A 14,859-nucleotide genomic window follows, 5' to 3' on the forward strand; every position below is an offset into this window, starting at 1 on the left:
CTATCAAAAATACGACTTCACAAAACAATAAAATTGATGCAGATGAAGCGGATTACTTATACGTACAACCTTCACAAATCCCTAAAGCTGGTAATGGATTGTTTACTGCAATAGATATTTATAAAGATGAAATTATAACGCTTTTTAAAGGTGAAATTTTAGATAATAATGAAGCACATAAACGAGCTAAACAAAATAACGACAGATATTTTATTAATCTATTAAATGGTACTATAATGGATAGTATGCATACTGATTGTTTTGCTAAATATGCTAACGACACCAAAGGAAGCATCAATACTAAGTTTAAAAACAATGCAGAAATCACTTTAGATGATAATCATAACGTTTGCATTAAAGCAACAAAAAAAATAAAATCTGATCAAGAGATTTTTTGTGGTTATGGTAAAGCTTACTGGAAAAAGCATCAGGAATAATATTTATTTTAAAATAAACATCTGTAATTGATTTCCCGTAAGGAAAGAAAAAATTAAATTTGCATAAACACAGTAACTAACCTTATTTTAATTTTACATCTTGGAAAATAAAAAAGCACTTAAATTAATAGACAGTATCCAAAGCAACCTAGACGCTACAGGTATTAATACAGATACTTTAATTGACGACATCAAACAATTAAGAACTTATGTTTTAGAATTAGAAGTTCCTTTAGCTGTTAAAGTTTTACGTTATGCCTATGAGCATATAGAAGCTAACGACTCTTTTTTAATTCCTATTCCAGAAGATAGTCCAATTGAAGATGAAGATATTGATGTGGACACCACTGAAGCTTCTACATTAGATCCTGTTGAGAGTTTAAAATATTTAATTGCGTTAATAGGTAATCTAGAAAACAGCATGAATATTTTAGATTTAAAATATTACAAAAAAGCTTTAATGGACTACTAAGTCATTAAAGATTAAAATATAAAGCATGAAAAAAAGCCTTCTTATTATAAGAAGGCTTTTTTAGTTATAAAGTGGGGAGAGCAGGATTCGAACCTGCGAAGACGTAGTCAGCAGATTTACAGTCTGCCCTCGTTGGCCGCTTGAGTATCTCCCCCAAACTGACCGCAAAGATATACTAACTTTTAATATATAACAAACAAAAAAGTGCAGTTTTTTGACGTCTTTTTTTTCGGAGTTGATTTTTAATAAGTTAGACCTGAAAAAAAAATTAAATAAAAAATTAAAACATAAAAAAAGCGTAACATTTTTTAATGTTACGCTTTAAACAAAGTAGATTTGGGTTAAAATTTGTAGGTTAATACTCCTGAAAAATTTCTTGGATCTGTTTGATTAATAAAACTTGTTCTATAGGCATTGTAACCTATAGAGTCAAATACATTATTAACTAATACTCTAAAATTCCAATGATTATCAACTTTGTAAGCTAATTGGGCATTAACTTGGGTATTAGCATCAACATCAAATGGTTCTTGATTTGGTACAATACCTTCATGTGTTACTGCTCCTGCACTCCAGTCATTAATTGGACGTTCTCCTGTATAATAGACTCCTGCTCCAACTGATAAACCTTGTAATTCTTCTTTAAAACTATAATTAGCATACACATTAAACGTATGCTTAGGTGTGTTTAAAGGTGCTGAACCATATACATATGACGTGTGTTCTTTGTACTGTGCATCAATGTATGAATATCCAGTAATGACTTCTAAATTATCTAAAATACGACCTGTAAGCTCTACTTCTATTCCTTTTCTTTCATCATTACCTCCTTTAGCATAATACCCTGTTTCTTCCCAGTTAACATCATATACCGGTAGATTAATATCTTTATTATTTATTTTGAAGTAAGTTAAGTTAAAACGCAATCTGCTATTTAACCAATTGGTTTTAATACCTGCTTCAAATTGGTCGTAACGCTCATTACCTAACTCATTTCCATTAACATCTAATCTTGTTGCTGTTCTTGGATAGGAGCTATTGGTATAAGAAGCAAAGACATTTACATTTTCTATTGGAGAAACAATAATACCACCTAATGGATTAAAAGCATCACTTTCAGTTGTTTCAGTTTCTGTGATTGTTCTGGTTTTACTGTAACGTAATCCCAAAAAGGCTTTTAAATACTTGTTAAACTTTACAACATCTTGAGCAACAAATCCTAACGCTTTTGATTTAGCTGATTGAATTGAAATTGCTGAAAAGTCTATATCACTAGGCAATACACTTGTATTACTAGTAAAAACATCTATGGTATCTACAGTAGTTGCACGTTGTGAAGTTGTATTATAATTATTGGTGCGATAGTCAAATCCTACTTGAAAAGTATGTGAAATATTTCCTGTTTTTAGTTCATCACCTATTAAGTCAAATTGAATGACACTATTATTGTCTTCTCTAGTTGACAGAGAATATCCTCTTGATCTTTGATTATAAATTGAATTACCATCTACATCACTAACTACACCACCTAAACTAGCTCCTTTATCATCAAGCTCTAAATTAGATTTATAATAAGCTCCTTTTAAGCTTAATTTGTCAGATAATACTCTATCAAATCTAACAGCATAAGTTGTATTAGTCGTTAATGCTTTATCATCTTCAAAACCTAAAAACTGATCATATGGTAAGTCATAAATTAAATTCTGATCATTTTCACCAAGGTTTACAGTTCCTAAATCTGGAGTTCGGCTATCCTCAAAATAATCTAATTCTAAAGTAATAGTTGTTTTGTCATCTGCTTTCCATTGAAAAGAAGGGTTGATGTAAAATCGGTCAGAACTTATTCCATCTCTATAACTATCGGCACGCTCTAAAGCTCCATTTAATCTAAAAGCAGTTGTTTCAGTTTTGGCCAAAGGACCATAAACATCAAAAGTAGTTCTAGCTTGACCAAAGCTTCCACCACGTAAAGATACATTACCACCAAATTCATATTTAGGAGTCTTAGTAACAAGATTTATAATACCTCCTGGACTTCCTAAATCGGTTGCAACACCTTGCGTAATTGATGCTGCACCTTTTAAAACCTGTATATTATCTACACCTTGCATATCTGTCAAAATACCTTGACCTCTAAAATCTGAATGCACTCTAACTCCGTTTTTTAAAACAGGAATTCCTCTAAAGCCTCGAGAAGACATACTTTCTCTTTTATTACCATAGGTAGCAAATGTATACACACCAGGAACGTTTTTGGTTGCATCAGAAATTGTTAAATTACCTTGCTGTTCTATCAATTTATCTGATATTATAGATATACTTTGAATTTGTTCATAAGGTGCTAATGGTAATCTAGTCAAAGCTTCAATTTTATCAGGATGCTTAAAACGGTTACCAAAAACTTCTACTTCGTCTAAATCACCATCAAATTGAAGTTTAAATGTTAATGATTTTGTTTCGTTTTCAGTTAAGTTGACAACTTGATTTACTATTTTGTATCCAACTGAAGACACCTTAATAGTGTAAGCCCCATTTTTAAGATCTTCGAACATAAAAAAACCATCAGCATCTGCTGATACACCTATATATGTTCCTTCTAAGGTGATTGATGCATACGGAATTATTTCATCTGCTTCATTAGTAACAGTACCAGTTATTTTAGATTGTGAAAATGACAACTGAACTGCCATAATTAATATAAAAGTTATTTGCTTAAACATAATATTATTTAGATTGGTTTTAAATAAAGCGCAAATATAATCTTCAAAACTAAAATTTCAAAGTTTATTTATATTTAATCTAAATAAAAATAAATAGTGATCTGAGATAGAAATAGATAGAGTTAAAAAATGTAGTTTTTTAAATTGCTCTAAATAATATATAATGAAAAAAGTATCTTCTGTTGAAGAATATATCCAAAATAATCATGTCTATAGAGAGGTCCTAAATTTAATAAATACTTAAAATATTAAAACAGAATTAAAAGATAAGCATAGATTATTATATAATACACAAGAAGGAAAAACCAAGTTACTTAGACAATTAAGATTTAAATCCATTAATGATGTAGACTTAAATATTATAAATACTTATTTAAAAAAAGCTCTATATAATCAAAAGAAGGATAAATAGCGTACACTCAATAATCCTTAAAAAAGTTTGAGACTGTTTTGCTTTTAGGCTAACGTTAACTATTAGCTTTTAAAACACTTAAATCTATAAACAACGTGAATATTGTAATTACTTAACAGAGGCAAACAAAACAAAAACGAATAGAAAAAATCAGACCCTTAATAATAGACCATAAAGGATTATATGATAAATACAAAAACTGTTGAATATAAAAAGGCGACCAATTGGTCGCCTTTTTATAATATAATGTAAAATGTATTTACTTTTTTAAGCTAGTTGCTGGTTTATTTAACGCAGAGCTCATTTCCATTGAAATAGCTGAACGATCAAATTTTAATTTTCCAGACATGGTTTCAATAACACAACTATTGTCTTTGTCGTTAAGCTCGGCAATTTTACCATGCATACCACTTTTAGTTATTACTTTATCACCACGTTTTAAATCTGCAGCAAATTGCTTTTCTTTTTTTGCACGTTTCATTTGTGGTGCAATCATAAAGAAATACACTACCGCAAACATGGCAATTATAGGTAAAAAACTGCTAATACTTTCCATTACTTAATAACTGGTCCTAAGTTAGTATTAGCTCCTTTTGCTGCTGCATTAGGATCTGGAGTAATAAAAGCTGAAATCTTTACAGACTCTTTTCCTGAAGCTGTGTTAGCTGTTATGTTAATTACTTTAGATGTTTTGTTTGCTCCTTTACCGTTAAATTTAACAGTAAATTTGTCTGATGCTCCAACTGCTAATGGCTCTCTTGACCAATCTTTTGGTACTGTACAACCACATGTACTTTTAATATCTGTAATTACTAATGGTGCCTCACCTGTATTTGTGTAAGTAAATACTGTTTCTTGAGGAGTACCTGAAACAATTTGACCAAAGTCATGCTCTTTTTTATCAAAAGTAATTACAGGTAATTTGTCAGATTTTGCATCTCTCTCTGCTGCTGCAGTTACATTACTTGCGTCAATTTTAGCTGCTGCATTTTGCTTACATGATGTTAAGCTGATTAAGCATACTGCGCTTAATAGAATCAATACTTTTTTCATAATAGGTATTTAGTTTTGTTGAAACCTTAACATTTAAAGTTTCTAGTTTTATAAATTTAGAACTGTAAAAATAATAATATTTTTTTACTACATCAATCCTCGACCAACTTTATTTAGCTTTCCCTCCTCTTGGTATTCTTTTAACAGTTTATCCAAAATACCATTTATAAAGATGCTACTTTTTGGTGTTGAGTACTCTTTTGATATTTCAAGATACTCGTTAATGGTTACTTTAGTTGGTATTGACGGAAAATTCGTTAGCTCGCAAATGGCCATTTTTAGCAACACCAAATCTAAACTTGCAATACGCTCTGTATCCCAGTTTTTAGTCTTACCTGCAATTTCTTCGCTAAGTTTAGACTGATTTAACAATGTCTTTTTAAACAAATTAATAGCATATTGCTTATCCTCTATATCTTTATAAAGTTTAGGCGTTAAAAAACGGTCGTCTGACGTTTCTTTAATTTTGCGTAATAACTTTAATATGGCTGTATTAACCGTTGGCAGGTCATCTAACCAAGTTAGGTTTTTGTCTTCGATATAATCGTAAAGTTTATCGTTTGGTGCGATAATTTCTTTAAAGACATCTAAAATAAAATTTTTGTCTTCTTTAAAAGTAGATGTTTTAGTAGACATGTACTCTTTGTAAAGATCACTTGCTAAAATATCCTTATATATAATCTCAACATACTCATTATCTAACTGCCAATTGTTAATATTTTTAGCTTCAAACTCGCTTTTTAAAGCTTCGTTGTTAGTGATTAATTGTAAAACTTGATTATTTACAAATTTTTTGTTTGGATTTTTTTCTTCTGGAGTTGCTAAATGCTTTTTTTGGATGGTTTCTAATTGAGATTTAGAACGCTTTCCTACTTCTATAATTAACGAAAACATCGTTAAATATAAATTATACATGTTATCTATACTGTATAATAAAAATTTTTGGTCTTTAGAAAAATCATCACTTTCTGTACCATTAAATGCATATAAAACCTGCATTACTTTAACACGAATATGTCGTCTACTTAGCATACTTACAAAGAACTTTAAATTTCAATTAGTTTGAAATACTTTTTTTTAATAATTAAAAAGGCGAAAGTTTTCACTTTCGCCTTGCAAAAATAGTATATTATATGATATCTATTGTTGATTTTCTTTTTTTCTTGCTTCAATTCTTGCTAAAGCAATATTTAATGCTGCTTGATGCGTTGTTATATCATTAGTTTCAGCATTACTTAAAATTTCTAAAGTAGTATTATAGATATTTTCAGTTTTTCTCATTATTTCTTGTTTACCATAGTTTTCTAACTCGGCATAAACATTAATAATTCCACCAGCATTAATTAAAAAATCTGGTGCGTAAACAATACCTTTTTGTTGTAAGATACGACCATGAGTCAACTCATCTGCTAATTGGTTATTTGCAGCACCAGCAATAACTTTAGCTTGAATAGTATTAATTGTAGTATCGTTAATTGTTGCTCCTAAAGCACAAGGTGCATATATATCTACAGCTTCAGCATATACATTATTTCCTTTGTAAATAGAGGCACCATATTTTTTACTGATTGCTTCTAATCGTTCTTGATTAATATCATCAATAATTACTTTAGCACCATCATTTGTTAAATGCTCTACAAGAGATTCTCCAACGTGACCAATACCTTGAACAATGACTGTTCTATCTTCTAAAACATCTGTTCCAAATTTATATTTTGCAGCAGCTTTCATACCCATAAACACACCATAAGCTGTGATTGGAGATGGGTTACCTGCTCCTCCTTTATCTTCAGATATACCTGTTACATAAGGTGTCACTTCTCTAACTGTATCCATGTCAGCAGTTTCCATACCAACATCTTCAGCAGTAATGTACTTACCACTTAAACTGTGTACAAACTCTCCAAAACGCTTCATTAATTCTGGCGTTTTTTGTGTTTTAGCATCACCTATAATGACAGCTTTTCCACCACCAAGGTTTAAACCTGTAATAGCAGACTTAAAAGTCATACCTCTAGATAAGCGTAATACATCATTTACAGCTTCCCATTCATTGGCATATTGCCACATTCTGGTACCTCCTAAAGCAGGTCCTAAAACTGTGTTATGAATTCCGATTATTGCTTTTAATCCTGTATCTTTGTCGTTGCAAAAAACGACTTGTTCGTGATTATCAAAAGATAATTGCCCAAAAACAGGATCTGCTTTTGATAATTGATTGGTATTGATTAATTCTGAAACCATTTAGTAAACATTTTAATTTAATACATAGATTTTACATTATTTATAAAATCAATGCGCAAAATTACTCTATTATTAACATTAAAACAATAATTTACACGTTAAAATGTGAAATTATTAAAAAAAATACGAACCTACGTTTTCATTTAAATGAAAGAATTACAACATCTTAACAAATACTTTTACAAGTATAAAACCCAAATTATAATTGGTGTTTTAATAACTATAATTTCTAAATTATTTACTGTTTTTGTTCCTAAATTTATTGGATCTATTATAGACGTGGTCAATGACCAGCTACAAAACCCTGAAAATAGTGTGGTTAATTATAGAGCTAAATTACTAAAATATATTATGTTTTTAATTGGCTCGGCAATATTATCAGGAATATTAACCTTTTGGATGCGTCAAACAATAATTAATGTATCACGTTATATTGAGTTTGATTTAAAAAATGAAATTTATCAGCAATACCAAAAATTGTCTTTAAATTTTTATAAGAAGAATAGAACTGGTGATTTGATGAATCGTATTAGCGAAGACGTTACAAAAGTACGCATGTATACTGGACCTGCTATTATGTACAGTATTAACACACTTACTTTATTTGTTGTTGCATTAATTTTTATGTTTAAACAAGCGCCAACATTAACTTTATATACTATAATACCTTTACCGATACTATCCATTATTATTTATAAAATTAGCTCTGAAATACATAAACGTAGTACCATTGTGCAACAGTATTTATCTAAATTATCTACATTTTCTCAAGAGACATTTAGCGGAATTTCAGTGATTAAAGCTTACGGTATAGAACCTCAAACCTCATCGCAGTTTGATAAATTATCTGAAGATAGTAAACAAAAACAGTTAAGTTTAGTTAGGATACAAGCCTTGTTTTTTCCGATGATGATATTATTAATCGGACTTAGTAATGTTTTAGTCATTTATATTGGTGGTAAACAATATATGAATGGTGAAATTAGTCTAGGTACAATTTCAGAGTTTATAATGTATGTTAACCTGTTAACTTGGCCTGTTGCAACTGTAGGTTGGGTAACTTCAATTGTACAAGAAGCTGAAGCCTCTCAAAACAGAATTAACGAGTTTTTAAAAACTGAACCAGAAATACAAAATAACAATCCTAATACGTCTGATATTATTGGTGAAATTGAATTTAAAAATGTATCCTTTACTTATGATGACACAAATATTCAAGCTTTAAAAGATATTAGCTTTAAGGTTAATCCTGGCGAAACATTAGCTATAATAGGAAAAACAGGATCTGGAAAATCTACAATTTTAGATTTAGTTGGTAGGTTATATGACGTCAATAAAGGACAGGTTTTAGTAGACCACCAACCTATTGAATCACTTAACTTGTATAGTTTACGCGACGCTACAGGTTACGTCCCACAAGATGCCTTTTTGTTTAGCGACAGTATTAATAACAACATTAAGTTTGGTAAAGAAAATGCTACGGATCAAGAAGTGATAGAAGCTGCCAAACTAGCACAAGTCCATAAAAACATTATTAAGTTTAAAAACAAATACAATACTGTTTTAGGCGAACGTGGTATTACGCTATCTGGTGGACAAAAACAGCGTGTATCTATTGCAAGAGCAATAATTAAAACGCCTCAAATCATGCTGTTTGATGATTGTTTATCTGCTGTGGATACAGAAACTGAAGAAAAAATATTAAACAATCTTAAAACCATTACTAAAGGTAAAACGACTTTAATTGTTAGCCACAGAATATCTTCTGCTAAAAATGCAGATAAAATAATAGTTTTAGATGACGGAAATATTGTACAATCAGGAACACATCAACAGTTAATAAACACTGATGGATACTACAAAGAGCTGTATTTGAAAACAACTAAATAAAAAGATTTACATTAAAATGTTGTGGCATTCAACTTTTTTTTTGATTTTTGGTTTATCAGAAACAACTAACAACACAATTTAGATTATGCACAATAACGAGATGATGGAGAAGGAAGAAATTTTTTCGAAAGTATTAAGAGCAGGAAGACGAACTTATTTTTTTGATGTAAGAGCTACTAAAGCAGAAGACTACTACTTAACAATTACTGAAAGTAAAAAGTTTACTAATGACGATGGATCATTTCATTACAAAAAACATAAAATCTATTTGTACAAAGAAGATTTTAACGAGTTTAATGACATCTTAAGAGAAATGACAGATTACATCATCAACGAAAAAGGAGATGAAGTTATTAGCGAACGTCACCAAAAAGATTTCAAAAAAGAATACGACACACCTCAGGTAACAACTACTGCTCCTGAAGCAACCTCAACCACTGAAGCTACTGCTGAAAGTAGATTTACTGATGTAGATTTTGATGATATTTAAAATCCTACAAACAACAAATAAAAAAGCCTTCTCTAAACGATAAGGCTTTTTTTATGTTATCTATTTAAGATACAATGGTACCGTTGGGCACTTTATGTTCTGGATTTAATAAAATAACATCCTTACCATTTACAGCTCCTAATACTAAACATTCACTCATAAAATTTGCGATTTGCTTTTTAGGAAAGTTAACCACAGCAAGAATCTGACGTTGTAATAATTGGTCTTTATTATATAGCGTTGTAATTTGTGCGCTAGTTTTTTTAATTCCTAAATCTCCAAAATCAATCTTTAATTGATACGCTGGCTGTCTTGCTTCAGGAAAATCATTGACTTCTAATATTGTTCCTACGCGAAGATCTACTTTAGTAAAATCTTCAAACTGAATTGTATCACTCATAACTGTTAGTTTGTCGTTATATTTGTAATGCAATTTAATGTTTTTAAAATGAAAAATCTTTGTGTACTTTTCTGTTTCCTATTTTTAGGAAATACAATAATGGCTCAAACTAAATTTGAAAAAGAATCAAGACTTTCTGTTCATATGGTTCCAGATCAAGCTAAACAATTTATTTATCAATTATTAGCTTCAAAACAAGTTAAATGGTATCACGAAATAAATGAAACAGGTCAATCTATTGAAGCCAAAACTAAATATCAAAACAAAAAATACAGTATTGAGTTTAACATGGATGGAAGTCTTCAAGATATTGAAGTTGAAACACATAAAGACGATATTTCTGTTAAAACCTATGCTAACATAACAAATGTATTAGAAACCAAATTTGATAAACATTGGATTAAAAAAATACAAATCCAATATATTGGCTCAAAGGAAGCATTACTGGCTTTCTTTAAATCTGGACATCCCAACAACATCACCACTAACTATGAAATAATTTTAAAAGGAAAAACAAAAAACGACAAAGCGCTTTATGAATATTTATTTAATGAAGAAGGCACACTAAAATCCACAAAAACAATAATTTTTAGAAACACTGATAATATCCAGTTTTAATAATGAAGCCTTTTTACCTCTTATTACTATGTTGTGTTTTTAGTTTTAATACAAAAGCACAAAACACTTATAATATAGGAACATTACCAACGATTAACCTTAGAAAATCATTAGAAAATAATTGGAAAATAAATTTTAAATCAGAATTTAGACAATTATTTAAAACTGGTCAATTTGGAAACAATCAAACAACTAATTATGATTACGTTCATACTGATGCAGCCATAGTAGTTTCAAAAAAAACAGGTTTAAATAACACAATTGCTGGTGGTTTTTTATTAAGATTCAGAGATCAAGATATTGTAAAACGAACCATTCAACAATTCACTATTATTAATCGTTTTAATGCTTTTAGGTTAGGTCACAGATTTTCTACAGATCAAACCTTTGTTTCAAATGAAACTATGGCATTACGTTTACGGTATCGTGTCACTTTTGACATCCCTTTAAATGGTCAATCTGTTGATAAAAACGAATGGTATTTAAAAATTAGTAACGAGTACCTTAACCGTTTTAAAAATAAGGAGAATTACGATTTAGAAATCAGAGTTTTACCAAATGTAGGCTATGTTTTTACGGATAACAACAAGCTTGAGTTTGGTTTAGATTACAGAATTAATGATTTTGTTAACCAATCTACAAGACAACGTTTTTGGCTAGCTATAAATTGGTATATCAGTATTTAATATTAGCTTTACATATCAAAAACAGTTTACAATTAATTTGTATTAATTACATTGAAACAAACAAAACACATTTTACCCCTTATAGTTCTGTCTCAGTTTTGCTGTACCTCACTTTGGTTTGCAGGAAATGGTGTGATTAATGACCTGATTATAAGTTTTAATCTAAATACCAATGCTTTAGGGCATCTAACCTCTGCTGTACAATTTGGTTTTATTGGTGGGACACTAGTTTTTGCAATATTAGCATTAGCCGATCGATTTTCGCCTTCCAAAGTATTTTTTATAAGCGCCATTTTTGGAGCCTTATTTAATGGGTTAATTATCTGGGAGCAACATACTCTTTCTAGCCTTTTAGTACTAAGGTTTTTAACTGGGTTTTGTTTAGCAGGTATCTATCCTGTGGGTATGAAAATAGCGTCCGATTATTACAAAGACGGTTTAGGACAGTCGCTAAGTTTATTGGTTGGTGCATTGGTTATTGGTACAGCTTTTCCGCATATTTTAAAAGACCTAACAGTAAGTTACCCATGGAAACTTGTAATTATCACTACTTCTATTTTGGCTATAATTGGTGGTTTACTAATATTACTTTTTGTACCTAATGGTCCGTATTGTAAAGTTGGCGCTAAAACGGAATGGTCTGCCTGCTTTAAAGTGTTTAAAAAACAATCTTTTAGGGCTGTAGCTTTCGGATATTTTGGGCACATGTGGGAATTATATACGTTTTGGGCATTTGTACCCATCATGCTAAAAACCTATACAACAAGACATCCTGAAGTGGTGTTTAACATACCGTTGCTTTCGTTTTTTATTATTGGTATTGGTGGATTAGCCTGTGTGCTTTTTGGTAGCGTATCTAAAATTTTAGGCGAAAAAAAAACAACTAGTTTAGCACTGCTATTGTCTGGCGTTTGTTGTTTAGTTTCGCCTTTACTATTTACTGTTTCAAATCAATTAGTGTTTATTATTTTCTTAATGTTTTGGGGAATGGTAGTTGTAGCTGACTCACCTTTACTTTCAACATTAGTAGTACAAAAAGCTCCTTCAGATATAAAAGGTACGGCTTTAACAATTGTAAATTGCTTAGGCTATTTTATTACCATAATAAGCTTACAGTGCATAACATTATTATTAAGTTATACTAACTCTAATTTTATATATATTATTTTAGCTATAGGTCCAATACTAGGCTTAGTGACTTTAAATAGAAAACAAAACTAATTACAGCATTTATTTTATAAATAGTGTCCAGCAATTTATAGATGGAGCAACTATAGGGTTCTCAATACCTTTAGATGACTAAAACCAACCTTTACGTTTTAATAATTCATAAATATGCGCATAATGGTGATTACTATGCCAAGCATAAATACCAACATTTTGATTTAAAGAAACGGTATCACCACTTTCCGGATGAATAAAAGTACGCTGTAAATCTTTTTCAGTTAAACCTTTAAGATAATAAACTAGTTTAGCATGAACAGCTTTAATATGGAGTATTGATAAAGCTATGGGTTGATTATAATCATGTTGATTAGCCCAAGCATTTTCTTCATAAGCTTTAATAACCGGATTTTGTTCTGTCATTGACCACTTAAATCTAATATAACTATGATGGTGACTATCTGCAACATGGTGTATTACCTGTCTAATGGTCCAACCTTCTGGTCTATATGGTGTATCCAATTGTGCATCTGTTAAAGGATTAACCATCTGTGCTAATCTAGAAGGAAAATGATCTAATATAGCTATCCAAGATTGAATATCACTAGTCGTAATTACATCAGGACAATTAAAGGTTCCTATTGGGTATTTTAGAAGTTGAATTTGTTGATCTGTCATCATTATATAAATAAAAAACCTCATAGACATAATATCTATGAGGCTTTAATATAATAAAATATTTTATATTTATTTAACGTCAACTAACTCGACATCAAAAACAAGTACTGCGTTTGGTGGAATAACTCCGCCTGCACCTCTTGCTCCATAACCTAAGTTAGAAGGAATAACAAAACGTGCTTTATCACCAACGTTTAATAATTGGATACCTTCATCCCAACCAGAAATAACTTGTCCAACTCCTACTTGAAAATCTAAAGGTTGATTACGCTTGTAAGAACTATCAAAAACAGTTCCGTCTGCTAATTGTCCTTTATAATGTACAGAGACTTGATTTCCTTTTTCGGCTTTCTTACCTGATCCTTTTTGGATAATTTGGTAACGTAAACCACTTTTAGTTTCTTCAAAACCTGCAGCTAATTTGTCTAATTCTGCACGTTTAGCTTCAAGTTCTGCAGCTTCACGTTTTTCTCTTGCACCTTCAAAAGTTCTAAACGCTTCAATAGCATTAAACTGTTCTGCAGCAGCACCAACTCTAACAATTTCTAAAGTAGTGATTTCATCTCCTTGTGCAATTGCATCCACCACATCTTGTCCTTCTACAACATTACCAAATACAGTATGATTACCGTCTAACCAATCTGTAGCAACATGCGTAATAAAAAACTGACTTCCGTTAGTACCAGGTCCTGCATTAGCCATACTTAAAATACCAGGTCCACTGTGTTTTAAATCAGGATGAAACTCGTCATCAAATTTATAACCAGGATTACCTGATCCAGTACCTTGAGGACAACCTCCTTGGATCATAAAGTTATCTATAACTCTATGAAATTTTAAACCATCATAATAAGGTGTACCTTGTGGTTTAACTTCATTTTCCATATTTCCTTCTGCTAAAGCAACAAAGTTACCTACTGTTCCAGGAGTTTTCTCAAATTCTAAAGCGACTAAAATTTCGCCTTTTGTAGTATTAAATTTTGCGTATAAACCGTCTTGCATTACATTGTATTTTAATGAAGTGCAAAGGTATAAAGAAGTTAAAAATTATAAGGTATGAGTTATGTTTTTTTTAACCCAAACCCATTCTATTTAATTATATTAAATTTGACACACATTTATAAACAATTATGGGATTATTAAGTAAGCTTTTTGGAAGTAAAAACTCAAACAATACAATAGTAGAAGATCAAGCTAATTATATAGACACAATTTTAAAACATAGTGAAGACCAACCTCTAGGCGTTGCAGATGCTAATGTTATTTATGCTGGCTATAACGAGTTGGGTGGTTATTATTATTTACAAACGTATGTGGTTGGTAAATTAAATACAAAAACTAAAACTGGAGCAAATTTAATTGTAGAAGGCAATGGTTATGTAATGGATTTAAAATCTGATATGAATGAAATTGAATCTGACCCAATAGACATTGGATTTAAAGGGAGTGCCACCAGAATAGATTTTGAAATTGAAAAAGACACTGTAGAAAGCATCAAACGTTCGACAATAAAAAGTTTAACTTTAACTATAAAAAAGCAAACGTTAGTTTTTAAACCAATTGAAACTACAGATTAAAACAAAAAAAATCTAATA

At 30.4% G+C, this 14,859-nt stretch carries 16 protein-coding genes and 1 tRNA gene; 8 read left to right on the top strand and 9 right to left on the bottom strand.

Annotation, left to right across the window (positions count from 1 at the left end):
* Positions 1–98: 98 nt before the first annotated feature.
* Both ITB9_RS14410 and ITB9_RS14415 read left to right on the top strand, forming a co-directional pair.
* Entirely contained in the window at positions 99–437 is a 339-nt protein-coding gene (locus ITB9_RS14410) for an SET domain-containing protein-lysine N-methyltransferase (protein ID WP_082396272.1), read from the top strand.
* Positions 438–537: 100 nt separating this feature from the next.
* Entirely contained in the window at positions 538–909 is a 372-nt protein-coding gene (locus ITB9_RS14415; RefSeq protein WP_054852784.1) for a hypothetical protein, read from the top strand.
* 72 nt (positions 910–981) lie between these two features.
* Here ITB9_RS14415 and ITB9_RS14420 read toward each other — a convergent pair.
* The 6 genes from ITB9_RS14420 to ITB9_RS14445 all read right to left on the bottom strand — a co-directional run bounded on the left by ITB9_RS14420 (position 982) and on the right by ITB9_RS14445 (position 7,338).
* Positions 982–1,063 (bottom strand) — tRNA-Tyr (locus ITB9_RS14420).
* 187 nt (positions 1,064–1,250) lie between these two features.
* Complete coding sequence (locus ITB9_RS14425; RefSeq protein ID WP_054852785.1) at positions 1,251–3,629, bottom strand: TonB-dependent receptor; 2,379 nt, start codon at positions 3,627–3,629, stop codon at positions 1,251–1,253.
* A gap of 671 nt (positions 3,630–4,300) precedes the next feature.
* Positions 4,301–4,597, bottom strand: coding sequence for a preprotein translocase subunit YajC (yajC, locus tag ITB9_RS14430; protein WP_054852786.1), 297 nt, complete (start codon positions 4,595–4,597; stop codon positions 4,301–4,303).
* Entirely contained in the window at positions 4,597–5,094 is a 498-nt protein-coding gene (locus tag ITB9_RS14435) for a DUF1573 domain-containing protein (RefSeq protein WP_036599036.1), read from the bottom strand. The genes yajC and ITB9_RS14435 overlap by 1 nt, the downstream gene beginning before the upstream one ends.
* Positions 5,095–5,181: 87 nt before the next feature.
* The gene (gene nusB / locus ITB9_RS14440; protein WP_261975674.1) at positions 5,182–6,126 is read right to left on the bottom strand and encodes a transcription antitermination factor NusB; all 945 of its coding nucleotides are present in this window, start codon (positions 6,124–6,126) and stop codon (positions 5,182–5,184) included.
* A gap of 108 nt (positions 6,127–6,234) precedes the next feature.
* On the bottom strand, positions 6,235–7,338 hold the full coding sequence (locus tag ITB9_RS14445; RefSeq protein ID WP_028289932.1) for a Glu/Leu/Phe/Val dehydrogenase: 1,104 nt from the start codon (positions 7,336–7,338) through the stop codon (positions 6,235–6,237).
* Positions 7,339–7,485: 147 nt separating this feature from the next.
* On the opposite strand from ITB9_RS14445, the gene ITB9_RS14450 reads away from it, so the two are divergent.
* Together ITB9_RS14450 and ITB9_RS14455 are read left to right on the top strand one after the other, a co-directional pair.
* Entirely contained in the window at positions 7,486–9,228 is a 1,743-nt protein-coding gene (locus ITB9_RS14450) for an ABC transporter ATP-binding protein (protein WP_054852787.1), read from the top strand.
* Positions 9,229–9,313: 85 nt separating this feature from the next.
* Positions 9,314–9,718, top strand: a complete 405-nt coding sequence (locus ITB9_RS14455; RefSeq protein WP_028607939.1) for a PUR family DNA/RNA-binding protein — start codon at positions 9,314–9,316, stop codon at positions 9,716–9,718.
* A gap of 64 nt (positions 9,719–9,782) precedes the next feature.
* Here ITB9_RS14455 and ITB9_RS14460 read toward each other — a convergent pair whose 3' ends face one another.
* On the bottom strand, positions 9,783–10,118 hold the full coding sequence (locus tag ITB9_RS14460; RefSeq protein ID WP_054852788.1) for a tRNA-binding protein: 336 nt from the start codon (positions 10,116–10,118) through the stop codon (positions 9,783–9,785).
* A 99-nt stretch (positions 10,119–10,217) separates the two neighbouring features.
* Between ITB9_RS14460 and ITB9_RS14465 the strand changes: the two genes are divergently transcribed.
* From ITB9_RS14465 to ITB9_RS14475, 3 genes are read left to right on the top strand one after another with little or no spacing between them, the layout of a single operon-like run.
* A complete protein-coding gene (locus ITB9_RS14465) occupies positions 10,218–10,736 on the top strand; it encodes a hypothetical protein (RefSeq protein WP_054852789.1) in 519 nt (172 codons plus the stop codon).
* Positions 10,737–10,738: 2 nt separating this feature from the next.
* Positions 10,739–11,422: a DUF2490 domain-containing protein gene (locus ITB9_RS14470; protein WP_054852790.1), complete on the top strand. Its 684-nt coding sequence runs from the start codon at positions 10,739–10,741 to the stop codon at positions 11,420–11,422.
* 51 nt (positions 11,423–11,473) lie between these two features.
* Positions 11,474–12,643: a nitrate/nitrite transporter gene (locus tag ITB9_RS14475; RefSeq protein WP_054852791.1), complete on the top strand. Its 1,170-nt coding sequence runs from the start codon at positions 11,474–11,476 to the stop codon at positions 12,641–12,643.
* Between the two features lie 78 nt (positions 12,644–12,721).
* Here ITB9_RS14475 and ITB9_RS14480 read toward each other — a convergent pair whose 3' ends face one another.
* Complete coding sequence (locus ITB9_RS14480; protein ID WP_371440202.1) at positions 12,722–13,267, bottom strand: YfiT family bacillithiol transferase; 546 nt, start codon at positions 13,265–13,267, stop codon at positions 12,722–12,724.
* Between the two features lie 66 nt (positions 13,268–13,333).
* Positions 13,334–14,266: a peptidylprolyl isomerase gene (locus ITB9_RS14485; RefSeq protein ID WP_028289940.1), complete on the bottom strand. Its 933-nt coding sequence runs from the start codon at positions 14,264–14,266 to the stop codon at positions 13,334–13,336.
* A gap of 128 nt (positions 14,267–14,394) precedes the next feature.
* Between ITB9_RS14485 and ITB9_RS14490 the strand changes: the two genes are divergently transcribed.
* Positions 14,395–14,841, top strand: a complete 447-nt coding sequence (locus ITB9_RS14490; protein ID WP_054852792.1) for a hypothetical protein — start codon at positions 14,395–14,397, stop codon at positions 14,839–14,841.
* Positions 14,842–14,859 lie beyond the last annotated feature (18 nt).

The organism is Olleya sp. ITB9, from assembly GCF_001315805.1.
GTDB lineage: Bacteria > Bacteroidota > Bacteroidia > Flavobacteriales > Flavobacteriaceae > Olleya > Olleya sediminilitoris.

What these genes read in the sequence shown, in the direction of transcription:
- ITB9_RS14450 (WP_054852787.1), top strand. Translation starts at nt 7,486, where the DNA reads ATGAAAGAATTACAACATCTTAACAAATACTTTTACAAGTATAAAACC.
- ITB9_RS14435 (WP_036599036.1), bottom strand. Translation starts at nt 5,094, where the DNA reads ATGAAAAAAGTATTGATTCTATTAAGCGCAGTATGCTTAATCAGCTTA.
- ITB9_RS14470 (WP_054852790.1), top strand. Translation starts at nt 10,739, where the DNA reads ATGAAGCCTTTTTACCTCTTATTACTATGTTGTGTTTTTAGTTTTAAT.
- ITB9_RS14445 (WP_028289932.1), bottom strand. Translation starts at nt 7,338, where the DNA reads ATGGTTTCAGAATTAATCAATACCAATCAATTATCAAAAGCAGATCCT.
- yajC (WP_054852786.1), bottom strand. Translation starts at nt 4,597, where the DNA reads ATGGAAAGTATTAGCAGTTTTTTACCTATAATTGCCATGTTTGCGGTA.
- nusB (WP_261975674.1), bottom strand. Translation starts at nt 6,126, where the DNA reads ATGCTAAGTAGACGACATATTCGTGTTAAAGTAATGCAGGTTTTATAT.
- ITB9_RS14455 (WP_028607939.1), top strand. Translation starts at nt 9,314, where the DNA reads ATGCACAATAACGAGATGATGGAGAAGGAAGAAATTTTTTCGAAAGTA.
- ITB9_RS14490 (WP_054852792.1), top strand. Translation starts at nt 14,395, where the DNA reads ATGGGATTATTAAGTAAGCTTTTTGGAAGTAAAAACTCAAACAATACA.
- ITB9_RS14425 (WP_054852785.1), bottom strand. Translation starts at nt 3,629, where the DNA reads ATGTTTAAGCAAATAACTTTTATATTAATTATGGCAGTTCAGTTGTCA.
- ITB9_RS14460 (WP_054852788.1), bottom strand. Translation starts at nt 10,118, where the DNA reads ATGAGTGATACAATTCAGTTTGAAGATTTTACTAAAGTAGATCTTCGC.
- ITB9_RS14480 (WP_371440202.1), bottom strand. Translation starts at nt 13,267, where the DNA reads ATGATGACAGATCAACAAATTCAACTTCTAAAATACCCAATAGGAACC.
- ITB9_RS14485 (WP_028289940.1), bottom strand. Translation starts at nt 14,266, where the DNA reads ATGCAAGACGGTTTATACGCAAAATTTAATACTACAAAAGGCGAAATT.
- ITB9_RS14465 (WP_054852789.1), top strand. Translation starts at nt 10,218, where the DNA reads ATGGCTCAAACTAAATTTGAAAAAGAATCAAGACTTTCTGTTCATATG.